26 protein-coding genes are annotated in these 22,570 nt (G+C 53.2%); 22 read left to right on the top strand and 4 right to left on the bottom strand.

What is annotated here, in order from left to right; translation table 11 throughout:
• Positions 1 to 71: 71 nt before the first annotated feature.
• The 5 genes from CHH75_RS09645 (at position 72) to CHH75_RS09665 (ending at position 4,258) form a co-directional block, all read left to right on the top strand.
• Positions 72 to 947: a carbohydrate ABC transporter permease gene (locus tag CHH75_RS09645; protein ID WP_095263435.1), complete on the top strand. Its 876-nt coding sequence runs from the start codon at positions 72 to 74 to the stop codon at positions 945 to 947.
• Positions 948 to 1,014: 67 nt separating this feature from the next.
• On the top strand, positions 1,015 to 1,929 hold the full coding sequence (locus CHH75_RS09650; RefSeq protein WP_095263436.1) for a carbohydrate ABC transporter permease: 915 nt from the start codon (positions 1,015 to 1,017) through the stop codon (positions 1,927 to 1,929).
• A 35-nt stretch (positions 1,930 to 1,964) separates the two neighbouring features.
• Positions 1,965 to 2,936, top strand: coding sequence for a glycoside hydrolase family 43 protein (locus CHH75_RS09655; RefSeq protein ID WP_095263437.1), 972 nt, complete (start codon positions 1,965 to 1,967; stop codon positions 2,934 to 2,936).
• Between the two features lie 162 nt (positions 2,937 to 3,098).
• Positions 3,099 to 3,989: an NAD-dependent epimerase/dehydratase family protein gene (locus CHH75_RS09660; protein ID WP_095398043.1), complete on the top strand. Its 891-nt coding sequence runs from the start codon at positions 3,099 to 3,101 to the stop codon at positions 3,987 to 3,989.
• 56 nt (positions 3,990 to 4,045) lie between these two features.
• Positions 4,046 to 4,258, top strand: coding sequence for a hypothetical protein (locus tag CHH75_RS09665; protein ID WP_095263439.1), 213 nt, complete (start codon positions 4,046 to 4,048; stop codon positions 4,256 to 4,258).
• Positions 4,259 to 4,461: 203 nt separating this feature from the next.
• Here CHH75_RS09665 and CHH75_RS09670 read toward each other — a convergent pair whose 3' ends face one another.
• Positions 4,462 to 4,767 (bottom strand): DUF2627 domain-containing protein, encoded by a 306-nt coding sequence (locus CHH75_RS09670; protein ID WP_095263440.1) that lies wholly within the window; start codon positions 4,765 to 4,767, stop codon positions 4,462 to 4,464.
• Positions 4,768 to 5,078: 311 nt separating this feature from the next.
• Between CHH75_RS09670 and lpdA the strand changes: the two genes are divergently transcribed.
• The 5 genes from lpdA to lipB all read left to right on the top strand — a co-directional run bounded on the left by lpdA (position 5,079) and on the right by lipB (position 10,861).
• Positions 5,079 to 6,500, top strand: coding sequence for a dihydrolipoyl dehydrogenase (lpdA, locus tag CHH75_RS09675; protein ID WP_095263594.1), 1,422 nt, complete (start codon positions 5,079 to 5,081; stop codon positions 6,498 to 6,500).
• A gap of 181 nt (positions 6,501 to 6,681) precedes the next feature.
• Positions 6,682 to 7,722, top strand: a complete 1,041-nt coding sequence (locus CHH75_RS09680) for a thiamine pyrophosphate-dependent dehydrogenase E1 component subunit alpha (RefSeq protein WP_095263441.1) — start codon at positions 6,682 to 6,684, stop codon at positions 7,720 to 7,722.
• Positions 7,713 to 8,699: an alpha-ketoacid dehydrogenase subunit beta gene (locus CHH75_RS09685; RefSeq protein WP_095263442.1), complete on the top strand. Its 987-nt coding sequence runs from the start codon at positions 7,713 to 7,715 to the stop codon at positions 8,697 to 8,699. The genes CHH75_RS09680 and CHH75_RS09685 overlap by 10 nt, the downstream gene beginning before the upstream one ends.
• An 18-nt stretch (positions 8,700 to 8,717) precedes the next feature.
• The gene (locus CHH75_RS09690) at positions 8,718 to 10,112 is read left to right on the top strand and encodes a dihydrolipoamide acetyltransferase family protein (RefSeq protein ID WP_095263443.1); all 1,395 of its coding nucleotides are present in this window, start codon (positions 8,718 to 8,720) and stop codon (positions 10,110 to 10,112) included.
• 68 nt (positions 10,113 to 10,180) lie between these two features.
• Entirely contained in the window at positions 10,181 to 10,861 is a 681-nt protein-coding gene (gene lipB, locus CHH75_RS09695) for a lipoyl(octanoyl) transferase LipB (RefSeq protein WP_095263444.1), read from the top strand.
• 130 nt (positions 10,862 to 10,991) lie between these two features.
• Here lipB and prli42 read toward each other — a convergent pair whose 3' ends face one another.
• Complete coding sequence (gene prli42, locus CHH75_RS09700) at positions 10,992 to 11,093, bottom strand: stressosome-associated protein Prli42 (RefSeq protein WP_095263445.1); 102 nt, start codon at positions 11,091 to 11,093, stop codon at positions 10,992 to 10,994.
• 113 nt (positions 11,094 to 11,206) lie between these two features.
• Here prli42 and CHH75_RS09705 point away from each other — a divergent pair, with 113 nt between their 5' ends.
• Positions 11,207 to 12,334, top strand: a complete 1,128-nt coding sequence (locus tag CHH75_RS09705) for a tripeptidase T (protein ID WP_095263446.1) — start codon at positions 11,207 to 11,209, stop codon at positions 12,332 to 12,334.
• Positions 12,335 to 12,455: 121 nt separating this feature from the next.
• On the opposite strand, the gene CHH75_RS09710 is transcribed toward CHH75_RS09705, so the two are convergent.
• Positions 12,456 to 13,664: a tetratricopeptide repeat protein gene (locus CHH75_RS09710; RefSeq protein WP_095263447.1), complete on the bottom strand. Its 1,209-nt coding sequence runs from the start codon at positions 13,662 to 13,664 to the stop codon at positions 12,456 to 12,458.
• Between the two features lie 123 nt (positions 13,665 to 13,787).
• Positions 13,788 to 13,931, bottom strand: coding sequence for a Z-ring formation inhibitor MciZ (mciZ, locus tag CHH75_RS09715; RefSeq protein WP_095263448.1), 144 nt, complete (start codon positions 13,929 to 13,931; stop codon positions 13,788 to 13,790).
• A gap of 94 nt (positions 13,932 to 14,025) precedes the next feature.
• On the opposite strand from mciZ, the gene CHH75_RS09720 reads away from it, so the two are divergent.
• The 11 genes from CHH75_RS09720 (at position 14,026) to sigF (ending at position 22,556) form a co-directional block, all read left to right on the top strand.
• Positions 14,026 to 14,607, top strand: a complete 582-nt coding sequence (locus CHH75_RS09720; RefSeq protein ID WP_095263449.1) for an NUDIX hydrolase — start codon at positions 14,026 to 14,028, stop codon at positions 14,605 to 14,607.
• A 2-nt stretch (positions 14,608 to 14,609) separates the two neighbouring features.
• Entirely contained in the window at positions 14,610 to 15,824 is a 1,215-nt protein-coding gene (locus CHH75_RS09725; protein ID WP_095263450.1) for an endonuclease Q family protein, read from the top strand.
• A gap of 156 nt (positions 15,825 to 15,980) precedes the next feature.
• Entirely contained in the window at positions 15,981 to 16,625 is a 645-nt protein-coding gene (spoIIM, locus tag CHH75_RS09730; protein ID WP_095263451.1) for a stage II sporulation protein M, read from the top strand.
• Positions 16,626 to 16,714: 89 nt separating this feature from the next.
• Positions 16,715 to 17,179: a ferric iron uptake transcriptional regulator gene (fur, locus tag CHH75_RS09735; RefSeq protein WP_095263452.1), complete on the top strand. Its 465-nt coding sequence runs from the start codon at positions 16,715 to 16,717 to the stop codon at positions 17,177 to 17,179.
• 243 nt (positions 17,180 to 17,422) lie between these two features.
• On the top strand, positions 17,423 to 17,656 hold the full coding sequence (locus tag CHH75_RS09740) for a YqzK family protein (protein WP_095263453.1): 234 nt from the start codon (positions 17,423 to 17,425) through the stop codon (positions 17,654 to 17,656).
• Positions 17,657 to 17,701: 45 nt separating this feature from the next.
• Positions 17,702 to 18,595, top strand: coding sequence for a site-specific tyrosine recombinase XerD (gene xerD / locus CHH75_RS09745; protein ID WP_095263454.1), 894 nt, complete (start codon positions 17,702 to 17,704; stop codon positions 18,593 to 18,595).
• 89 nt (positions 18,596 to 18,684) lie between these two features.
• Complete coding sequence (locus CHH75_RS09750) at positions 18,685 to 19,509, top strand: purine-nucleoside phosphorylase (RefSeq protein ID WP_095263455.1); 825 nt, start codon at positions 18,685 to 18,687, stop codon at positions 19,507 to 19,509.
• 192 nt (positions 19,510 to 19,701) lie between these two features.
• A complete protein-coding gene (locus CHH75_RS09755; RefSeq protein ID WP_095263456.1) occupies positions 19,702 to 20,889 on the top strand; it encodes a D-alanyl-D-alanine carboxypeptidase family protein in 1,188 nt (395 codons plus the stop codon).
• A 91-nt stretch (positions 20,890 to 20,980) separates the two neighbouring features.
• On the top strand, positions 20,981 to 21,334 hold the full coding sequence (gene spoIIAA, locus CHH75_RS09760; protein ID WP_095263457.1) for an anti-sigma F factor antagonist: 354 nt from the start codon (positions 20,981 to 20,983) through the stop codon (positions 21,332 to 21,334).
• Positions 21,331 to 21,789, top strand: coding sequence for an anti-sigma F factor (spoIIAB, locus tag CHH75_RS09765; protein WP_095263458.1), 459 nt, complete (start codon positions 21,331 to 21,333; stop codon positions 21,787 to 21,789). Before spoIIAA ends, spoIIAB begins: the two co-directional genes overlap by 4 nt.
• A gap of 11 nt (positions 21,790 to 21,800) precedes the next feature.
• Positions 21,801 to 22,556 carry an RNA polymerase sporulation sigma factor SigF gene (gene sigF, locus CHH75_RS09770; RefSeq protein WP_095263459.1) on the top strand — a complete coding sequence of 252 codons (756 nt, stop codon included), beginning with the start codon at positions 21,801 to 21,803 and terminating at the stop codon, positions 22,554 to 22,556.
• Positions 22,557 to 22,570 lie beyond the last annotated feature (14 nt).

Consider the following 22,570-nt stretch of genomic DNA (forward strand, 5'->3'; position numbering starts at 1 on the left):
ATGAATAGCATGAGCAGGAGTGCCGCTCCATCAGAGCGGTGCTCCTCCACTAAAAGGAGAAATGTCAGGTTATGAATAGGAAATCCTTTGCACCTATTTTCTTTGTAGGACCTCATTTCATATTGTTTATCATTTTTATCTGTCTGCCGACCATCTATGGGATATACGCTTCGTTTACCAAATGGAATCTGATTAATGATCCGGTATGGGTTGGCCTTGATAATTATCGGACGATATTGTCAGACACGAGCTCGACCTTCTATACCCAGTTCTTTAACGGCTTGAAGAATACGTTGATTTTTGTAGGCCTGAGCGTGCCGATACTGATTGCATTGCCGCTGATGATTGCGGTTGCGCTGGAGCATAAACAGGTGAAGCTGAAGGGCTTCATCCAGGCTGTGCTGTACATCCCTGGGCTTATCTCGATTTCCGCTGCGGCGCTCATCTGGCTGTTGATCTTTAACAAGCAGCTTGGCATTACGGGCAATGTGTTCGGCTCAGAGACAGTGTGGGCAGCGAACCAGCCTTACGCCTGGATTATCATCATCGTCATTACGGTGTGGGGCGGCGTCGGAGGCAACATGATCATCTATCGCGCCTCGATCAGCGGGGTATCCAAAGAGCTGTATGAGTCAGCCGAGATGGATGGCGCGGGTCCGATCCGCCGCTTTACGAGCATTACCCTGCCCTCGATTCGCTTCCCGCTCATCTATACGTTTGTGATGACGACCGCCGGCGCTTTCAACGTGTTCGGTCAGCCGCTTATGATGACGGACGGGGGACCGAGACAGAGCACGACCGTGCTGATGATGTATATTCGCCAGCTGGCCTTTGGTCATGGGGAATCGATTGCCGGCATGGCGTCTGCGATGGCGGTTCTGCTTGGCTTGGTCATCCTGGTCATCTCGGCGCTGCAGTACTATGTGATGAACCGGAATGCTTCGTAAAACTTGCGGCGGCAGTTATGTGGATTTTGCAAAATGCTGAATAAGTGAAAGAAGGCGGTGCAAGTGAATGTCCAACCAAGTGCTCAACAATACAGGGGCTGAAGTGCAGATCAAATCTCCCGTACAACAACCGCTGCAGGGCAAGCGTTTTCCGATATCCCAATATATCGCTTATCTGTTTCTCACTGTCCTGTGCGTGATCTGGATCATTCCCGTCATCTTCGGGATTACGACATCCTTTCGTTCCCAGGCTGAGGTGGTATCAACCGGCTTCAGGCTGCTTCCGGTGAACTGGATCCTGGATAACTATGTGACGATCCTGAATAACACGTCAACGGCACCTATCCTGCGGTGGCTGGTTAACTCGATATTCATTGCGACAACACATACGGCACTGGTCATCGTGATCATATCCATCACCGGCTATGGTTATGCGCGGATGAATTTTAAAGGCCGGGATACGCTGTTTTTTACCCTGCTCGGCATTTCTTTCTTTCCAGGAGTCGTGAACCTGATTCCTTCCTACAAGATCATTGATGCGTTCGGCTGGGTGAATACGGCATGGGCGATGATTATACCCGGTCTGGCTGGTATGGGTAATATTTTTCTGGTCAGGCAGTTCATGAAGGGCATTCCGAAGGATCTGGATGAATCCGCCAAAGTAGACGGCGCGGGAGATTTCAGAATTTATTTCTCGGTCATTTTGCCTCTGATTAAGCCGGTGCTGATCGTGTGCGGACTGTTCTCGTTCACAGGCTCCTGGAACGACTTCCTGTGGCCCGTCATCGTCTATACCGATGTTGATAAAATGCCGGTAACGGCGGGACTGCTGCTGCTCCAGGATATTTACGGCAATTACCGGCTGATCGGCCAGCTGATGGGCTCCGCGATTCTGGCAATCATCCCGACACTGCTGCTGTTTCTGTTCGCGCAAAAATATTTTGTACAGTCGATTAACCTGAATGCTGGCATCAAGGGCTAGCCGATCTATAGAACAAGAAAATAGGAGAGAACACCATGATCCATGAAAATAAACAAATCAATATTCAAAATCCGCTCATTGAACAGCGGGCCGATCCGTGGATATACAAGCATACGGACGGATATTATTACTTTACCGCTTCGGTTCCGGAGTATGACCGGATTGAGCTCAGACGCTCCTTGACCATTCAAGGGCTAGCAGAAGCACCGGCCGTCACGGTCTGGAGAAAGCATGAATCGGGCTGCATGAGCGCTAACATCTGGGCGCCGGAACTGCATGCTGTGGATGGGAAATGGTACATTTATTTTGCGGCTGCCCATACGTCGGATACACGGGACGGGCTGTTCGACCATCGCATGTTCGTGCTGGAAAATGCGGCTGAGAATCCGCTTGAAGGCAACTGGCTGGAAAAAGGACAGGTCAAAACAAAGTGGGAATCCTTCTCGCTGGATGCGACAACGTTCGAGCACCGAGGCGTCCGGTATTATGTTTGGGCCCAGAAGGACCCGAACATTCCGGGAAACTCGAATCTGTACATTTCGCGGATGGAGAACCCGTGGACGCTTTCAGGGGAGCAGGTATGCCTGTCCATTCCGGAGTATGACTGGGAGAAGATCGGCTTCTCTGTCAACGAAGGAGCAGCGGTGCTGAAGCGAAATGGCCGGATTTTCATGACCTATTCCGCAAGTTCTACCGGTGAACATTATTGCATGGGGATGCTGACCGCGGATGAGAACAGCGATCTGCTCGATCCATCCTCATGGAGCAAGTCGCCGGTGCCGGTGTTTGCCACCTCGGAGGTGAATCGTCAATACGGGCCGGGGCATAACAGCTTTACGGTGTCGGAGGATGGCTCGCTCGACCTGCTGGTCTATCACGCCAGAAGTTACAAGGAGATTGAAGGTGATCCGCTCTACGACCCGAACCGCCATACGCGCGTGCAGGCGATAAGCTGGAATGAAGACGGGACGCCGAACTTTGGTGTGCCAAGACCGGATACACGCTAAAGCCTATCATCTGACGGCAACGCCGTTGTCTTCGCTCATTGACGAAAGGTCAGTGGTGTGGACACGGCGTTTTCCTTTGCTTGCGTGAACGTCATGCTTTGGATTTTTGAACCAAATGGGAGTATGATAATGAGGCATGGATAACACGGAGGAGGGACGGAGATGAAGAATGTGCTGGTGCTGGGCGGCACCCGTTTTTTTGGCCGCAGATTGGTGAGTCGGCTGATCGAAGCGGGAGCCGATGTGACGATATTGACAAGGGGAGTTAGTGAAGATCCCTTTGGGGATAAGGTACAACGGTTACAAGCAGACCGGACCGATCCGGATGCGCTGCGTCAAGCGGTCGAGGGGCAGCAGTGGGATGTTGTGTATGACAACATCTGTTATACCCCGGAGGAAGCGGAACAGGCAGCGGAGATTTTTGCAGGACGGACCGGACTGTATGTGCTGACCTCGACGTTGGCCGTGTACGATAACGCAGACCATCCGCTGCAAGAGGGCGATTTCGATCCATATAACTATCCGGTTCAGACCAATCCTGAGCGCAAATACAGCTACAAGGAAGGCAAGCGGCTGTCCGAAGCGGTGCTGTTCGGTAGAAGCAATCTGGCGGTGGCAGCTGTCCGATTCCCGATAGTACTCGGGACAGACGATTACACGAAGCGGCTCTGGTTCCACATTGAGCATGCTGCACAAGGCGAGCCGATCGGACTTCCGGCACCGGATGCGCAAATATCGTTTGTTCATGCCGAGGAGGCAGCTGCATGTTTGCAGTGGATTGGCGAGGTTAAACTGGAGGGGCCGGTCAATGCTTGCTCTGACGGGACTGTTTCAGTGCGTGAAATTATGGGTATGATCGAACTGGAGATTGGACAGACAGCATCGCTGGTGTCGGAGGCTCCCCAAGAGCATCAATCACCGTTTGGCGTGCCGCAAGATTGGGTGATGAGCAACGCAAGAGCGGCTGAGACCGGCTTTACTTTCTGGAATGTGAAGGCATGGATGCCCGAGCTGATCCGGGAGCTGGCAGCCGATTTGAAGAAGCGTCCGTGATTCTACGAGCGTCCCTGTCGGACGCTTGCGGATGGCAAGTTGAAAGGAAGGTAGGCATGATGGACAAGGCGGAGATGTGGGAACAGCGAATTCAGGAGCTTGCGGCAGCCGGAGCGCTTACGGCAGAGGCACGCGCGCTTCTGCATGAGATGCTCGAGGAGCTGAAGCAGGTTGCCCGGCAGAACATGAATTTGAGAAAAGCGGTACTCAAGGCAAGCGGGAAAGAAGCCCGCATGTCCAGTAAACTGAAGGATGCGTTGATGGAATAGAAACAGCCAACCACATGCGCGAAGCACGCGGAACTGGACAAGTACTGCATCGGCTTGGCGCGGTTGTGGCGGATCGGGGCAAGTCTGGCGGTATCGTTGTAACATACAAAAAGGTCGAAGATGCCGCTTTCGTAAGTTCTAGCGGATGTCTTCGACCTTTTGCTGCACCTGCTTCGTTTTCGAATATCCGGATAAGCGAAGTGTCAGTTGCCGGATGAGCTTCCCGGCTTGGCGGCAGGACGTTTCTTCTTGAATCTTGGCCCTACATAATTGCGCTTCCGGTCACGGAACAGAATCCATCCGCCAAGGAAGCCGATGCCGATGACAAACAGCGCCAGGCCGCCGAGGAACGAGAGCCATTCGAAGGTCGGATTGAGCACGCTGTCATCACCGTGTACGGCGATATATAGGAAGAATGCATCCTTCATCATCAGGAAACCTTTCATCGCCAGAAATCCGGGGATGACGAGAATAAGAATGGCGATAAAGCGGGAGATCAACATTTTCATAACCAAATTTCCTTCCATCCTGTAAGTGATACTCAACTATCGATTATCATACCGTTTTCCGAATTCGATGTCCATTTCGGCGCTTCCTGTTTTCTTACAGGTTGTCAATCATTATGCGTAAATCGGGCATGAGTATCCACTACTAATACAATATATAGATGAGATTTTGCGTGCAATACTATATATTGATCAAACGAAATGCTGGCTATTGATTTTGGTCTAAATTCTCGCTATTTTGTAATACGATTGAAAGAGAGTACAATGATAGAGAATGAAGAACCATTATGGATTATATTGTGGAGGTGCCGTTTGTGGCCATAACATGTGATGTTGCAATACTTGGAGGAGGTACAGGGGGGTATGTCGCTGCGATTCGGGCTGCCCAGTTGGGAAAGGAAGTTGTCATTATTGAACAGGATAAGCTGGGCGGTACCTGCCTGCATAAGGGGTGTATTCCCAGCAAAGCGCTGCTGCGCAGTGCCGAGCTGTATGCCGACATGAAAGAGAGCGAGCAATACGGGATTGAGACGGGCGGGCTCCGGCTTGCTTTTGACAAAGTGCAGAAGCGGAAGCAGGGCATTGTGGACAAGCTGCACGACGGCGTTCAGTATTTGATGCGCAAAAATAAAATTACGGTGATCCAGGGCAAAGGCAGGGTGATCGGGCCCTCGATCTTCTCGCCGCGGAGCGGGGCGGTTGCCGTTGAGCTTCCGGGTGGGGAGATGGAGACGGTCGTGCCGGGCCACCTTATCATAGCGACAGGCTCAAGGCCGCGCCAGCTGCCGGGGCTTGAAGCGGATGGAATACATATACTGACGAGTGATGAAGCGCTCCAGTTGGAGCAGCTGCCGGCGTCGATGCTGATCGTAGGCGGAGGCGTGATCGGGGTAGAATGGGCGTCGATGCTGAATGATTTTGGCGTGGACGTGACCTTGATCGAGGCGACCGCACAGCTGCTGCCAACCGAGGACGAGGATATCGGCAAAGAAATGCGGAAGCAGCTTGAAAAAAGAGGCGTGAAGGTGTATACCGGCGCCAGATTGATTGTGGACAGCTATGCGGTGGTGGATGAGCAGGTGACCGTTTCCGTGGAGGCGGGGGGCGAGCAGCGGACGCTAAGCGCAGACAAGCTGCTGGTGTCTGTAGGCCGCGTAGGCAACGCGGAAAACATCGGGCTTGAAAATACGGATGTGCGGGTTGAGAACGGGCTTATTGCCGTGAACGAGCATCTCCAGACGACCGAGCCGCATATTTATGCCATCGGCGATGTGATCGGCGGTCTTCAGCTGGCCCATGCCGCCAGCCATGAAGGGATTGCAGCTGTGAACCACCTGGCCGGCGAGAAGACAGCGCCGTACCCGAAAGCGTGGATTCCGCGCTGTATATATTCCCGTCCCGAAGCGGCGAGCGTAGGGCTGACGGAGAAGGAGGCCGCAGAGCAGGGACGCCGGATCAAGGTGGGACGTTTCCCTTTCCAGGCCATCGGTAAAGCTTTGGTGCAGGGGGCGACGGAAGGTTTTGTGAAGGTGATTGCCGATGAGGACAGCGGCGATATTGTCGGCGTACATATGATCGGCCCGCATGTGACCGAGCTGATCGGCGAAGCGGCGCTGGCCCAGGTGCTGGATGCGACGCCATGGGAAGTCGGGGCGGCAGTTCATGCGCATCCAACCCTGTCCGAAGTGCTCGGCGAAGCCATGCTGGCCGTGGATGGACGAGCTATCGGCCTCTAGGCAGATCATCAGTTGGATAACCTCACTATGCAATCCCTCATTTCTTTTTGCCGGAAAAGGGATTATAATAAGATTAAGCCAAGTCTTAGTACCAGGTTTTAATACTTGATATGAGGTCGCTTGATCGGGGAACCGAATCGGTCAGGAGGCTTGACTGGCTCATGAAAAAGGAGGGATCTCCATGAAAGAACAAGATACGATGACATCGAATAAGCTTAGGCATGAACAGCTTGGACTGACTGACGGACAAGTGATTGACATGTACAAATATATGGTGCTCGCGCGAAAATTCGATGAGCGCAACCTGCTTCTGCAGCGTGCGGGAAAAATCAATTTTCACGTTTCCGGCATCGGGCAGGAGACTTGTCAGGTAGCTGCGGCGTTTGCCCTTGACCGGGAGAAGGATTATTTCCTGCCGTATTACCGTGACTACGGCTTTGTTATGGCTGTTGGCATGACGCCTCGCGAGCTGATGCTGTCCGCATTCGCCAAGGCCGAGGATCCGAACAGCGGCGGGCGCCAAATGCCGGGCCATTTCGGCTCCAAGCGGCTGCGCATTGTGACCGGCTCCAGTCCGGTGACGACCCAGGTGCCGCATGCGGTTGGCATCGCACTCGCGGCCAAAATGCAGAAGAAGGATTTTGTATCGTTTGTCACCTTCGGCGAAGGCTCCAGCAACCAGGGCGATTTCCATGAAGGGCTGAATTTTGCGGGGGTGCACAAGCTGCCAGTTGTTGTTATGTGTGAGAACAATCAGTACGCCATCTCTGTACCTTTGCACAAGCAGATCAGCGGCAAGGTGAGCGACCGTGCGCTGGGCTACGGCTTCCCAGGCGTCCGCGTTGACGGCAATGATGCGCTTGCGGTGTACGCAGCGGTGAAGGAAGCTCGTGAGCGCGCTGTGCGCGGAGAAGGGCCAACCTTGATCGAGTCGGTTATGTACCGCTTGTCCCCGCACTCCACTTCCGATAATGATCTGGCTTATCGGACCAAGGAAGAAGTGGAGGAGAACTGGAAGAAGGACGGCGTGGCGCGTTTCAAGACGTATCTGATCGAAGCGGGACTCTGGGATGAGGCTCGTGACGAAGATCTGGTGGCACAGCTGAATCTGGAGATCAAAGAAGCGACGGAATACGCGGATCGTGCTCCGTTCCCGGAACCTGAGGATACGCTTCTTCATGTGTATGCGGAAGACGAAGGAGGAACTGAAGGATGGCGGTAATGGAGTATATTGATGCAATTCGCCTCGCGATGAAGGAAGAGATGGAGAAGGATGAATCCGTCTTCGTGCTTGGCGAGGATGTTGGCGTGAAGGGCGGCGTATTCACGACCACGAAGGGGCTTATCGAGCAGTTTGGCGAGATGCGTGTGCTGGATACGCCGCTGGCGGAATCGGCGATTGCCGGGGTAGCGATTGGAGCGGCCATGTACGGTATGAAGCCGATCGCGGAAATGCAGTATTCCGACTTTATGCTTCCGGCGACGAACCAGATCATTAGTGAAGCAGCGAAAATCCGCTACCGCTCGAACAACGATTGGAGCTGTCCGATCGTCGTCCGCGCGCCGATTGGCGGCGGCATCTTCGGCGGGCTGTATCATTCCCAGTGTCCGGAATCGATCTTCTTTGGCACGCCGGGTCTGAAGATCGTTGCTCCGTTCTCGGCGTACGATGCCAAGGGGCTGCTGAAAGCAGCGGTTCGCGACCCGGACCCTGTCCTCTTCTTCGAGAACAAAAAGTGCTACAAACTGATCACCGGCGACGTGCCGGAGGACGATTATGTCGTTCCGATCGGGAAAGCGAACGTCCTGCGCGAAGGCAGCGACATCACGGTGATCGGATACAGCATGCCGCTGCATTTTGTCATGCAGGCTGCCGAAGAGCTGGAGAAAGAGGAAGGGATCAGCGCCCACGTCCTCGATCTGCGCACACTGCAGCCGCTGGACCAGGATGCCATCATTGAATCCGCGAGACGCACAGGGAAAGTGCTTATCGTTCATGAAGACAACAAAACCGGCGGTGTCGGTGGCGAGGTTGCGGCAATCATCTCGGAGCACTGCCTGTACGATCTGGACGCGCCGATTATGCGTCTGTGCGGGCCGGATGTGCCGGCGATGCCGATCAGCCCGCCGATGGAGAAGTTTTTCATGTTGAACAAGGACAAAGTCAAGGAATCGATGCGTCAGCTGGCGCTTTATTAAGAACAGGGAGTTGTGAGCATGACCGATAAATATACGATGACCGACGTTGCGATGCCTCAGCTGGCAGAATCCCTCGTGTCTGCAACGATTGCCAAATGGCTCAAAAAGCCTGGTGATCCGATTGAGCAATATGAGCCGATCTGTGAGGTGATCACGGATAAAGTGAATGCAGAGATCCCGTCTACACTTGACGGGGTTATGGGCGACATTCTTGCCGAAGAGGGCCAGGTTGTCAGTGTAGGTGAAGTCATCTGCCGTATTCAGACTGCAGGAGCAAGTGACGGGACGGTGGCGTCAGCTGGTGGTGCATCGGAACCTGCACATTCCCCGGGTGCAGCGATATCTGGCGATACGTCGATGCGTTCGCGGTATTCCCCGGCGGTACAGACGCTTGCTGCACAGCACGGGATCGATCTGAACCGGGTACAGGGAACTGGCCTGGGCGGAAGAATTACGCGCAAGGATGTATTGAAGTATATCGAGCAGGGCGGATCACAAGGCGCAGCGGCGCAGCCAGCTGTTACCGAACCGGCCCGGGCAGAGAGAAGGGAGCAGTCCGGATCAGCGGCCTCCCCGTTTAGCGGCCTGAAGCAGCAACCCGCTACCCCATTGTCGAAGGAGGATCTCTTCACACCGATCCCGGATGTGCGTCATTCCGGACTGCATTTGACGGAGACGCCGAAGATTCCGACCATTGAGGTGGAAGGCGGCGGCCGCTCGGACTATTTCATTGACGTAACTCCGATACGAAACACCATTGCCAGAAACATGCGCCAGAGCGTTACCGAAATTCCGCATGCCTGGACGATGATCGAAGTGGATGTAACGAACCTGGTGCTGCTTCGGAACAAACTGAAGGATGAATTCAAACGCAACGAGGGTGTTAACCTGACCTATCTTGCCTTTCTGTTGAAGGCGGTCGTGAACGCCATCAAGGATTATCCGATCATGAACTCGTTCTGGGCGGTGGATAAAATTGTGGTCAAGCGGGACATCAATCTGTCGCTCGCTGTAGGGACCGAGGATTCCGTCATGACGCCGGTCATTCATCGTGCGGATCAGAAGAACATCGCGGGCCTTGCCAGAGAGATCGACGAGCTTGCGCGGAAGACGCGTGAAGGCAAGCTGACGCTCGACGATATGCAAGGAGGCACATTCACGGTCAACAATACCGGTTCCTTCGGATCGATCTTGTCGTATCCGATCATCAATTATCCGCAGGCGGCCATCCTGACGTTTGAGTCGATTGTCAAAAAGCCGGTTGTCATCAATGATATGATTGCTGTTCGCTCGATGGCTAACCTGTGTCTGTCACTGGATCATCGGATTTTGGACGGTGTCATCTGCGGAAGATTTTTGCAAAGGGTCAAAGACAACCTGGAAGGCTATACATTGGATACCAAGCTGTACTAGAAACGGTATGGATACAAAGATTGGCCATCGGCATCGGCATTACTCTTAGGTGAAAGAAGGCGCTGCAGATGAATAGACAGTTGGATGTAACGTACACGCCGATGATGAATTACGGAGATGCCTGGGAGCTTCAGAAGGAGATCGTGGCAGGGATTGATGAGGGGAAGCGTTCAGAGCAGCTGATGCTTCTCCAGCATCCTCCTACGTATACGATTGGTTCCCAGAGACATCCCGAGCATTTGTTGCTCAGCCGGGAAGAGCTTGAGAAGCGGGGCATAGGCCTGTTCGAAATTGATCGCGGAGGAGACATTACATATCACGGGCCTGGGCAGCTTGTCGGCTATCCCTTGCTGATGCTGGATGCTGGAAAGGGGCTTGACCTTCACGCTTATCTCCGAAACGTGGAGCAGGTCATTATAGATTATCTGGCTTCGCACGGCATTGAATCCGGAAGAAAACCGGAATATACCGGAGTGTGGGTCGGAGACCGGAAAATTTGCGCCATCGGCGTGAAGTTTAACAAATGCCGGCATCAGCGAGCCTTTGTCACGAGCCACGGCTTCGCTTTTAATATCAAGGCAGGCATTGCCGAAGACGGATTTGCGGGAATTATACCGTGCGGAATTCAGGAATACGGAGTAACCTCACTGGAGGATATTACGGGGAACACCTTTGAGGTGGAGGAAGTAGCGCGTGAGCTGTTGCCTTTTTTCACCCGTATATTTCCTTATGCACCTGTGTGGCGTTAAAGTAACGGACGCTCCCGCTACACCTGCTTGGGTGGCAACGGGAGCGTTTTTTCCGGATTGGACGGTATTCAGCCTGAATCCGGGAAGATGAACGGAACCTCATGTCACTCAATGGGCAGAACATGTCCGATTAACGGAACAAGAGAGGCTCGAGGACAATCATCAAGGTCGAGCAGATCATGGCGAGCAGCATCAGATAAATGACAAATTTAAACCACTTTTTTCGTTGCATGGTGTTGCTCCTTTAATTTAAGTTTAATAATGTACATTGCTAGCATGCCTGATATCGAAATAGGCCATTCTTATAAGACATTGTAACGTATATGTGAAAGAGAGGGAAGTCCAGTGGTCTCTAAAGAGCGAATCGTGAATGAGTTTATGGAACTGGTCCAGATTGATAGTGAAACGAAGTTTGAGGAACAGATCTCCGGCGTGCTGAAGCAGAAATTCGGCAACCTCGGGCTTGACATTGTGGAGGATGACGCCAAGGAGAAGACAGGACATGGTGCAGGCAACCTGATCATTACCTGGAAGGCGGAGCAGGCTGAGGAGGCGCCGAAGCTCCTGTTTACCTGTCATATGGATACCGTGACCCCGGGCAAAGGCGTGAAACCGACGCTGGGAGAGGATGGTTGGATTCGCAGTGACGGCACGACCATTCTGGGTGCGGACGACAAAGCGGGGATCGCAGCTCTGCTGGAAGCGATTCGTGTCATTCAGGAAAACAACATTCCGCATGGTCAAATTCAATTTGTGATCACGGTAGGCGAAGAATCGGGACTCGTAGGCGCAAGAGCGCTTGATCCGAATATGCTGGATGCTGATCTGGGCTTTGCGCTTGACTCCAACGGAGATATCGGCTCCATCGCGGTCGCTGCGCCGACACAAGCAAAAATTAAAATGATCATCAAGGGGAGATCCGCGCATGCGGGTGTCAATCCGGAGGATGGAATCAGCGCGATTCAGGTTGCAGCCAAGGCGATTGCCAAAATGAAGCTGGGCCGTATCGACCATGAGACGACCGCTAATATCGGTCAGTTTGCCGGCGGTGGTCCGACGAATATCGTGTGTGACTATGTGCAGCTGGAAGCGGAAGCCAGAAGCATCGTGCAGGAAAAGGTGAACAAGCAGATCAGCGATATGCGTGAGGCGCTGGAAACAACGGTGCGCGAATTCGGCGCTGACTCGGAGTTTATTAGCGAAATCATCTATCCTTCGTTCAGCTTTAACGAGCACGATGAAGTTGTGCAGCTTGCCAAGCGGGCGATTGGCCGCATCGGTCTGAACGAGCGGCTGTTTGCTTCGGGCGGCGGCAGCGATGCCAACATCTTCAACGGTCTGGGCGTGCCGACTGTGAATCTGGCGGTGGGCTACAAGGAGATCCATACGACCAAGGAACGTATTCAAGCTTCAGATCTCGTCAAAGCGGCTGAACTGGTCGTTGCAATTGTACAGGAGAATGCGAAGGCATAAGTGGGTAAAGGTTCATAGCATGGTTATTGCATGATTGAGACATAGCAAAAGGGGTGTTTCGGGATGAGAAGCCCGGACACCCCTTTATATATAAAGAGCGATGAAATGAAGTCACAAGCGTTTAGTTAAGCAGAACAGCGCATGGGGCTTTTCGTTTGTTATCAACCCGCTTCTGGGAGGGTGTCCAGCTTGTGTGCCAGCCAGAGCTGTCAACGAGGTTGAGGGCGGCGACGATGTTGTCGATATGCTCCATAATTTCCTGCTGCAGCTTAGGGGAGGAGAAGCTGGTTTCCAGTCTTCGGGACAACGACAGCAGCGCCGATTGCAGATGACACGCCGCTTCTCCGAATCGGGCGGCCGTGCAGGATGGCCAGGCTTGGCGGATTTGCTGAAACTGGGACGAGGCCTCCTCGTACTTGCCCTGATCATACAAGACTTCGGCAGCAATAACACACAATTTCTCGCTGTAGATGCCAGCGTCTCCGATGGGAAGCTGCCCCAGCATCTCGATATGGGAAACGGCCTCCGTAATGTAGCCTTCATTGTATAACAGGCAGATCAAAGCATAACCGGCATCGATCCCGTTCAAGGAGAGCAGCCATTCTGCCTCCGGAATCAGACCGACCGATACAGCGGTTTTCGCCAGCTCCAGCGGATCGGTCAGCGTCAGCGTCGATTGGGAATTACCTGCAAGCTTCCATCGGCACAGCAGCTGTAAATGGCGCAGATCTTGTTGCCATGCATTCCTGTTACTGCTGCCGGAAGGGACCTGGCAATTCTCCAATTGCTCCAACAGCCGCAGCGCTTCCGACGTTTGCTGCAGCCGAATGAGCGCCTTGGCATACATGATGCCGCCGCTTGGTCCGAGGGAGTCAAGGCATCCTCTGAAGCACTCCGCAGCCTCGCGATAAGCGCCGATATAAAACATCGCGCAGCCGATCATCTCCGGCGAAGCAGCGAGACCGGAGATTCTGCCGGAGAGATGCTTGTATATCTCCGGATCGCTTAACCCTTGCGTGAGAAGCAGGGCAGCCCATTGGTTCAGCGCATGCTGTGCATAGGCATTGCTGCTCTGAACCACATGCGCATACGCCGACTCTGAATTGGAGAAGGAGCGCAGACGCATGCTGAGCTTGCCGTATTGCAGCCAGATGAGTGCCGTATCCTGACCAGTGGACCGCTCGACGTCCGGCGAGCGCGAAGTGGCCGCACGGTAGCTCTCCAATGCTTCCTTCAGCAGCCCGCGCCGTTCATACCATTGTCCCCGCTCATAATCATTCCATATGAGATTCGCTGTTAAATCGATTTCATTAAGCATGATTTGTCGCATATTCGAAGCCTCCCACTGTAACAACACACGAAACGATGCATAAGTCGTGAACTTTTTTTGAAAAAACACACCAAACGTCGCAAAATGATTCTAAAGTCCTATAAACTACGGTTAATATTTACGTTATTTTCTCGGTTTTGGAGGCATAATGACATCCAGTACCGTTGCGTCCTTGCCCCATTCTTTTTGCCATTGCTTCAGCATAATCCGGATTTGCCAAGCTTGTCCCACCATATGAAAGGAATTTGTTCCTTTGTAGCTCTTCATGGCTCGTTCCTTCTTTCTCGCGAAATTTGATATAATACACCTTATGCAATAGCATGGACAAAGATGCCACGTATCAGACAAAGGAGGCCATGATATGAGCGATATCGGCAGCAAGAACGGGCACGTCCCGAACGCAAGGCTGGAGGAGACCACACTGTCAACGAACAACATCTTCAGCGGAAAGATCATCTCACTTCAGGTGGACACGGTTCGTCTTCCGAACGGAAATACAGCGACCCGTGAAGTGGTGAGACACCCGGGAGCTGTGGCGGTACTGGCCTTGAAGGATCAAAAAATGCTTGTTGTTGACCAATACAGACAGCCGCTGGGACGCTGCGAGGTGGAGATCCCGGCAGGAAAGCTGGAGCCTGGCGAAGACCCGCTGGAAGCGGCCAAGCGCGAGCTGGAGGAAGAGACGGGGTATACGTGCGGCTCGATTCGAAAGCTGCATTCTTTCTATACATCCCCCGGCTTTGCGGATGAAGTTATTCATCTCTATCTGGCCGAAGATTTAACGCGAGGCGACATGAATCCCGACGAAGACGAATTTCTGGAAATGGCCGAGATCACACTTGAGGAAGCCTACCAGCTGATTCAGGAGGAGCGCATCAGCGATGCGAAGACGATCCTCGCGGTATATGCCTGGAATATGTACAGCCTGACGGGAAAGATCTGATGATGAGCACGGACAATACAGCTTCTCACCAGCAAGAACTTACGCAATTTTTCTGTGATCTTCATATTCACATCGGCCGGGCAACCAACGGACAGGCGGTCAAGATCAGCGCCAGCAACAATCTGACCTTCGAGAACATTGCAGTCGAAAGCTCGGAGCGCAAAGGGATCCAGATGACCGGAATCATTGATTGTCATTCTCCCTCCGTTCAGGAGGATATTATGGCCTGCCTGGACAGCGGGATTATGAGGGAGCTGGCCGGAGGCGGCATCGCCTACCGGGATACGGTCATTGTGCTGGGCAGCGAGATCGAGGTTCGGGGGCCAGGCCGGGGAGCGGCGCATGTGCTGGCCTATTTTCCATCCCTCAACATGATGCAGGACTTTACAGGCTGGATGGCCCGTTATATGAAAAATATCCAGCTCAGCTCGCAGCGCATCTATGTCTCGCCGAGAGAGCTTCAGCAAGAGGTGACCGACCGGGGCGGGATACTTATTCCCGCCCATGTGTTTACGCCTCATAAAGGGCTCTACGGCAGCATGACCGATCGGCTGGCCGACGTGTTTGATCCGGGTGGCATATCCGGCATCGAGCTTGGATTGAGTGCGGATTCCGCGATGGCCGGATTGATCTCGGAGCTGGACTCGTATTCCTTTCTCAGCAATTCCGATGCCCACTCCCTAGGCAAGATTGGCCGGGAGTACAACCGGATCGCGATGAAGGAGCCGTCCTTTGCAGAGTTCAAGCGGGCGCTGGAGCGAAGAGACGGCCGCAGAGTAACCGCGAACTACGGATTGAACCCGAGGCTCGGTAAATATCACCGGACCTATTGCTCGGGGTGTGAGAGCATTATGGACGAGGCGGATGCGGCCTCACAGGAAGGGCGATGCCCTTATTGCGGCAGCACCAAGCTTGTGGGTGGCGTGCTCGACCGCATCCTGAGCTTCGCAGATCGCACCGAGCCGATCATTCCTGCGTTTCGTCCGCCCTATCATTACCAGATTCCGCTTGAGTTCATTCCCGGACTCGGGAAATCGGCGATGAAGAAGCTGCTGGACGCCTTTGGGACGGAGATGGCGATATTACACCGAGCTTCGGAGACAGAGCTGGCAGCCGTGGCTGGAGAGGCGCTGGCGGAGAGCATTATACAAGCCCGAAACGGGACGCTGCAGTTAGCATCCGGTGGTGGGGGGACATACGGGAAAGTGATGAAATGAAGCGGCGTTACAGCATCCGGGTGGTGTCGCTTCTTGGCGACAAGGGATGACGAGTGGGCTATACGAAGAACCACACGCTCGATTGATATAAGAAAGTCATAGAAAAGAGACCGTCTTCATAGAGTAGAGTAGACCCATGAAAGGAGACGCTACTCTATGCATTCATTCCGCAAAGCCTTCAAGGATCAGGCCCCGCTCTATGTTTTTGTTGCCGTCTTGTTTTTGGTAGGCGTGCTGTTCGGAGCGATGATGGTCAGTGCGCTGTCACTGGAGCAGCAGCAGGATATCGCGCGATACTTGAACCATTTTTTTGTTAATCTTCATGAAGGCGGCCCAGCGAGCGGACAATCCAGTTTCTGGGAGATTGCTTCCCTTCATCTGAAATGGATCGGGTTGATATGGATATTAGGCTTGTCAGTGATCGGGCTGCCGGGCATTCTTATATTGGACTTTTTGAAGGGTGTGCTGATCGGGTTTACCGTCGGATATTTGGTCGGCCAATATTCATGGAGCGGACTGCTGTTTGCCCTCGTGTCGGTCGCCCCGCAAAATATGCTGATGATCCCTATCGTCATGATGTGCAGCGTGACGGCCATCCATTTCTCCCTTTATATGATACGCAACCGGCTGCTGGTGCAGCGGGGCGGAAGCTTGGCTAAGCCGCTGATGTCCTATGCGATAACGACCGGGGTTATGGCTCTGGCGACGCTGGCAGCAGCCTCGTTTGAGATGTGGGTGACCCCTAGCATGATGAGGTGGGTGACGCCGATGCTGGTTCAGGCCACGAATCTTGCCTTCTAGCAAAACCGATTGACTTTGTTTGTAAAGTCCCCCTATAATGAAGGAAGTGACCATTTTACGTGGTGTGATTTCCAAGGGGGAGGGAAACGATGGAAGCGCGGATCGACAAAATTAAACAGCAGTTACAATCCCAAGGCTATAAACTAACGCCCCAAAGGGAAGCCACGGTAAGCGTATTGTTGGAGAATGAAGACGACCACCTTAGCGCCGAGGATGTGTTTATGCTCGTTAAAGAGAAGGCTCCTGAGATCGGTCTGGCTACCGTGTACCGTACCCTTGAGCTCCTGAGCGAGCTGCATGTTGTGGAGAAAATCAACTTTGGCGACGGCGTCGCCCGCTATGATCTCAGAACCGATACCTCGAAACATCATCATCATCATCTGATATGTACTCAATGCGGAAGCATGGACGAAATTCGTGAGGATTGGCTTGGACCATTAGAGGAGCGGCTGGAGCGCGAATTTAATTTTACCGTATACGACCATCGGCTTGATTTCCACGGGATATGCTACCGTTGCAAGGAAAAGGGCAAGAATGATACGGATAAATCCTAACTCATAATCGATCACCTGCAGTGATTCCTAACGATCACGGCGAGCCCTCATCCGGCGATCCTTCCGGGAGGGCTTTTTATATGAAGATAGGATTCTTGTACATATAGAAGGGATTAGGAGAGTAGACTCCATAAGAACGTATACGCTAGCGGACGGTGCGAAACAGTGCGAACGGTCATATTTGTGCAGGACGGGACATAGTTTGGGAATGATCAGGTATTTCACGAAGGTGAGGCGCTGCCAGTGATTATATCCATTCGCAAAATGATCTCCTTGATTCGCTTTGTTGCATGTTTTGCCGTGCTGACGGTGTTCTTCTATTATGTACTGGACTGGGTGGGCGATTGGGTCAATCCGTCCAATCCGTACCAGGTGCCAAGCGGACAGGCTGTGAAGGCATTTCAGCCCGAGAGCACGATGGACAGCCAATATTCACCGGCGATGCGGCTGAAGCTGTTCTATTGGTATGGGGAATAAGCGGCATACTAGCGGAACCGGAACAGGAAAAAGCGGGGATAACAGATGGAACCATATTTGGGAGCCTACATGTCTTATTTGGAAGATGAAAAAGGACTTTCGAAGAATACAATCGAATCCTATAAAACAGATATCGCCGGATTTATCGCGTTTGCTGCCGAGCGGGGCATCGTGCATCCGCAAGAGGTGAACCGGGCGCTGCCCAGCCTCTATATCGGAAGCCTCAAGCAGCAGGGACGCGCATCGTCTTCCTTGCTGCGGTGCATGGCGGCGCTTCGCTCCTTCTTCCGGTATTTGGTGCGTCAATCGGTCATTGTGCAAGACCCTACGCTGTTTATGGACACGCCCAAGCCGGAGCGCAAGCAGCCGCGGGCGCTGACGACGGCCCAGGTGGACAAGCTGCTCTCCATGCCTGATCCGGGGACGCCACACGGCGCAAGGGACAAGGCGATGCTGGAGCTGCTCTATGCATCGGGCATCAAGGTGTCCGAGCTGGTGTCCCTGAACGTCGGGGATGTCGATACAAGCATGCGGTTTATGCGCTGTGTCGGCAGCGGAGGCAAGGAGCGCATCGTTCCGATCAGCCCGGGGGCTGCGCATTCGGTCGAGGTTTACCTGGACGGCATGCGAGGCCGCATGCTGAAGCCGGACCGGGAGGCAGAGGCTTTATTTTTGAACAATCTGGGAACACGAATGACAAGGCAGGGCTTTTGGAAGATTATGAAAAAGCATGGCGAAGCTGCCGGAATCGAGGAGGAAATTAACCCGCATACGCTGCGCCACTCCTTTGCACTGCATCTGCTGGAGAACGGTGCAGATCTGAGGTCCGTTCAGGAGTTGCTGGGTCATTCTGACTTGTCGACGACCCAGATGTACCAGGCGCCCAAGAAGAGCATGAAAGAGGTCTACGATCGCTTTCATCCGAAATCGGGCGAATAGATATTGTGCCAATTGTGTTCGGACTCCGGCCGATTGGGGTAATCTATAATTATATAGAAGAAATTAATACATTTGTGAGGAGAACTATAATGACAACAATAAATCAAGAAACGATCAAAGCAGCTGCAGCATACATAGCGCAGCAAACGACGATCAAGCCGGAAATCGGACTCATTCTCGGATCAGGTCTTGGCGTGCTTGCTGATTTAATGGAGGATACGGTATCGATCGCTTATACGGACATTCCTCATTTCCCGGTATCCACCGTGGAAGGGCATGAAGGCGAGCTGCTGCTGGGCAATATCCAGGGACGCCCTGTCGTCATGATGAAGGGCCGCTTCCATATGTATGAAGGCTATGGTCCGGAAGTAACCGCATTTCCTGTCCGCGTCATGAAGGAGCTCGGGGTCAAGAGCCTGCTGGTTACCAATGCGGCGGGAGGCGTGAACCTGTCCTATCAGCCGGGAGATCTGATGCTGATTTCGGATCATCTGAATCTGACCGGGCGCAATCCGCTGGTCGGGCCGAATGATTCGGCGCTTGGCGTTCGCTTCCCGGACATGTCTGAAGCCTACAGCCGCAGATTGCGCCAGGTAGCCAAGGAGGTGGCTGTCAGTCAGGGCATCGTTCTTCGCGAAGGCGTGTATGCCGGTCTGCTCGGTCCGACGTATGAGACGCCGGCTGAAATTGTGATGCTGCGCACGCTCGGAGCCGATGCGGTCGGCATGTCCACGGTATCCGAAGTGATTGTTGCAAGGCATGCAGGCATTGAAGTGCTTGGCATTTCCTGCATCAGCAACATGGCGGCAGGCATTTTGGATCAGCCGCTGTCTCATGAAGAAGTGATGGAGACCGCAGAGAAGGTGAGAGAGAAATTTTTGGGACTGGTCATGGGCATCATCCCGAACATGTAACAACGCATCAGGTTTGCAGGTTGATGAGATTTTGACGCCTGTGCGGCCTTTCAGTGATAGACCAATCGGAGCAACTTCCGGTTGGTCTATTTTTAGTTGTGCCCGATTGGAATAATTTGCTTACATCCTGACGACAATGAATAGAGACCCGTATGTGAACGGGATGATCTATATTTCAGGAGGGGACGGATTGTGAAAAAAGCGTTGTTTACCGGGATACTGGCCGCGATTGTCGGCTTGGTTGGCGGGACATCCCCTGGTTATGCCGCGGATGACAAGAGCGCAAATGCCGGAAGCACACAGGAGCTTGCACCGAGCGCGCGTTCTGCCATATTGCTCGACGCGGATACCGGAACCATCATTTATGAGAAAAACAGCCATGATAAGCTGCCTCCCGCAAGTATTACCAAAATTATGACGATGCTGCTGACGATGGAGGCGATTGAGGACGGACGGCTGAAATGGACAGACAAGGTCCGGACCAGCGAATATGCAGCGTCGATGGGCGGATCACAGATTTTCCTCGAGCCCGGGGAAGAGATGACCGTGGAAGAGATGCTCAAAGGAATTGCGATGGCTTCCGGCAATGATGCCTCTGTGGCCATGGCTGAGAAGATCGCCGGCTCTGAAGAAGCATTCGTGCAGATGATGAATGACAAGGCCGCCGAGCTCGGCATGAAAAACACCCATTTCGTGAATTGCAACGGTCTCCCGGCGGCGGATCACTACACAACCGCGCATGACATTGCTCTCATGAGCCGTGAGCTGCTCAAGTATGAGGAAATCACGAAATATACGGGAGCCTATCAAGATTATTTAAGACAGGATACGCCGAAGCCATTCTGGCTCGTCAATACGAACAAGCTCGTGCGGTTCTATTCGGGCGCTGACGGCTTAAAGACCGGGTATACGTCGGAGGCGAAGTTCTGTCTGTCGGCTACGGCCAAGCGGGACGGGCTGCGTGCAGTCGCGGTCGTGATGGGCGCCCCGGACACGAAGACGAGGAACAGCGATATTTCCCGGATGTTTGATTACGCTTTTTCGCAGTACAGCATGCACTCGATCTTCAAGACGGGGGAAGTGCTGGGCACCGTCAAGATTCAGAAGGGGAAAGTGCCTGAGCTTGCGCTCCAGGCCGAGAAGGATTATAGCGTCCTTGTGAAAAAAGGAGGCAAAACGACCGAGCTTCGGCACGAAATTCATTTCGTGGAGGATCTGAAAGCGCCGGTGGACAAGGGGCAGATCATTGGCAAGCTGTCGGTTTATCAAGGCGAGCAGCTGGTCAAGGAGTTTGAACTGGCCTCCCCGGTGTCTGTGAAGAAGGCCGGCTTCTGGAATCTGTTCAAGCGTACGACAAGCAAGTTGTTTGATGTAGATTGATAGCAGTTTTCTTCTAGTTTTGTCGCGGGGCAGGAATGTCTTTTCACCATGTAGAAATTGTTGTTCAAGTCAGGGAGGAGAGTGAGCAAACATGAATCTGCATGTGGATATGGAGCATCACAGACATGTCCTGATCGTCCGTTTGTCCGGTGAACTGGATCATCATACGGCCGATCATGTCCGAATCATGCTGGATGATGCCATCACAAAACGTCAGACGGAGCATCTGGTGATGAGTCTGAAGAATCTGGAGTTTATGGACAGCTCCGGCCTGGGCGTCATCCTGGGTCGGTATAAATCGATCAAGCATAAGGGCGGCAAGATGGCGCTCTGTGACGTCAAACCGCAGGTATACCGCCTGCTGGAGATGTCGGGGCTGTTCAAAATTATGCCGATCTACGAAAACGAGGGGACCGCACTCTCGGGTCTGGAGGTGGTGTCATGAGTGAGGCTCAAGCACAGCACAATTTCATGACGCTGGAATTTGCTGCAAGGTCGGAGAACGAATCTTTCGCCCGCGTCGCTGTGGCTGCCTTTGTATCCCAGCTGGACCCGACGATGGACGAGCTTAGCGACCTGAAAACCGTAGTATCCGAAGCGGTGACCAACTGTATCATCCATGGCTATGACAGCAACCCCGAAGGCGTTGTCCGAATCGAGGCAGGGATTGACGGGGATATGATCACGCTGCTGATCGAGGACAAGGGAGCGGGCATTGAGGATCTGGAGATGGCGAAGCAGCCGCTCTATACCTCCAAACCTGAGCTTGAGCGCTCCGGTATGGGCTTTACCATCATGGAGAACTTCATGGACGAATTTGAAGTGGTCAGCGAGCCCGGCAAGGGGACGTCGATCAGAATGAAGAAGAGGATCGAATCCAAGAAAGCTTTATATAATTAGGGGTTGGACAAATGGATGCCGATGTGAAGAAGACTTCGCAGACCTTTTTGGACGACGCGGAGGTTAAACGACTCATTGCACTTAGCCAGAGCGGGGACACGCTTGCACGGGACACGCTCGTCAATTGTAATATTCGTCTCGTCTGGTCGGTTGTACAAAGGTTCATGAACCGGGGCTATGACCCGGATGACCTGTTTCAAATCGGCTGTATCGGTCTCCTGAAGTCTGTTGACAAGTTCGATCTCAGTTATGATGTCAAGTTTTCCACGTATGCCGTTCCGATGATCATCGGTGAAATTCAGCGGTTCCTGCGTGATGACGGCACACTGAAGGTCAGCCGCTCGCTGAAGGAAATGGCCAATAAGGTAAGGAAGAAGCGCGATGAGCTGTCCAAGCAGCTGGATCGTCTGCCTACGGTTAAGGAAGTGGCGGAGGAGCTTGGGGTATCACCGGAGGATGTGGTGTTTGCCCAGGAGGCCAACAAGCCGCCGACTTCAATTCATGAGACGGTATTTGAGAATGACGGAGATCCGATCACGCTGATGGACCAGATCGCGGATGATTCACAGGAACGGTGGTTTGACAAGCTGGCCTTGAATGAAGCGATCGGCGGTTTGTCCGAGCGAGAGCGGCTTATCGTATATTTGAGATATTTCCGGGATCAAACCCAGTCCGAGGTAGCCAGTCGCCTTGGCATATCCCAGGTGCAGGTATCCAGGCTGGAGAAAAAAATACTGCAGAGCATACGCAACGAAATTGCACAATAGTTAGTTGCGGCTAA

This window comes from Paenibacillus sp. 7541 (assembly GCF_002276395.1).
Lineage (GTDB): Bacteria > Bacillota > Bacilli > Paenibacillales > Paenibacillaceae > Paenibacillus_AQ > Paenibacillus_AQ campinasensis.

Coding starts and splice junctions, on each gene's coding strand:
- CHH75_RS09645 (WP_095263435.1), top strand. CDS start 72: ATGAATAGGAAATCCTTTGCACCTATTTTCTTTGTAGGACCTCATTTC.
- CHH75_RS09650 (WP_095263436.1), top strand. CDS start 1,015: ATGTCCAACCAAGTGCTCAACAATACAGGGGCTGAAGTGCAGATCAAA.
- CHH75_RS09655 (WP_095263437.1), top strand. CDS start 1,965: ATGATCCATGAAAATAAACAAATCAATATTCAAAATCCGCTCATTGAA.
- CHH75_RS09660 (WP_095398043.1), top strand. CDS start 3,099: ATGAAGAATGTGCTGGTGCTGGGCGGCACCCGTTTTTTTGGCCGCAGA.
- CHH75_RS09665 (WP_095263439.1), top strand. CDS start 4,046: ATGATGGACAAGGCGGAGATGTGGGAACAGCGAATTCAGGAGCTTGCG.
- CHH75_RS09670 (WP_095263440.1), bottom strand. CDS start 4,767: ATGAAAATGTTGATCTCCCGCTTTATCGCCATTCTTATTCTCGTCATC.
- CHH75_RS09680 (WP_095263441.1), top strand. CDS start 6,682: ATGAAAGAACAAGATACGATGACATCGAATAAGCTTAGGCATGAACAG.
- CHH75_RS09685 (WP_095263442.1), top strand. CDS start 7,713: ATGGCGGTAATGGAGTATATTGATGCAATTCGCCTCGCGATGAAGGAA.
- CHH75_RS09690 (WP_095263443.1), top strand. CDS start 8,718: ATGACCGATAAATATACGATGACCGACGTTGCGATGCCTCAGCTGGCA.
- lipB (WP_095263444.1), top strand. CDS start 10,181: ATGAATAGACAGTTGGATGTAACGTACACGCCGATGATGAATTACGGA.
- prli42 (WP_095263445.1), bottom strand. CDS start 11,093: ATGCAACGAAAAAAGTGGTTTAAATTTGTCATTTATCTGATGCTGCTC.
- CHH75_RS09710 (WP_095263447.1), bottom strand. CDS start 13,664: ATGCGACAAATCATGCTTAATGAAATCGATTTAACAGCGAATCTCATA.
- mciZ (WP_095263448.1), bottom strand. CDS start 13,931: ATGAAGAGCTACAAAGGAACAAATTCCTTTCATATGGTGGGACAAGCT.
- CHH75_RS09720 (WP_095263449.1), top strand. CDS start 14,026: ATGAGCGATATCGGCAGCAAGAACGGGCACGTCCCGAACGCAAGGCTG.
- CHH75_RS09725 (WP_095263450.1), top strand. CDS start 14,610: ATGAGCACGGACAATACAGCTTCTCACCAGCAAGAACTTACGCAATTT.
- spoIIM (WP_095263451.1), top strand. CDS start 15,981: ATGCATTCATTCCGCAAAGCCTTCAAGGATCAGGCCCCGCTCTATGTT.
- fur (WP_095263452.1), top strand. CDS start 16,715: ATGGAAGCGCGGATCGACAAAATTAAACAGCAGTTACAATCCCAAGGC.
- xerD (WP_095263454.1), top strand. CDS start 17,702: ATGGAACCATATTTGGGAGCCTACATGTCTTATTTGGAAGATGAAAAA.
- CHH75_RS09750 (WP_095263455.1), top strand. CDS start 18,685: ATGACAACAATAAATCAAGAAACGATCAAAGCAGCTGCAGCATACATA.
- spoIIAA (WP_095263457.1), top strand. CDS start 20,981: ATGAATCTGCATGTGGATATGGAGCATCACAGACATGTCCTGATCGTC.
- spoIIAB (WP_095263458.1), top strand. CDS start 21,331: ATGAGTGAGGCTCAAGCACAGCACAATTTCATGACGCTGGAATTTGCT.
- sigF (WP_095263459.1), top strand. CDS start 21,801: ATGGATGCCGATGTGAAGAAGACTTCGCAGACCTTTTTGGACGACGCG.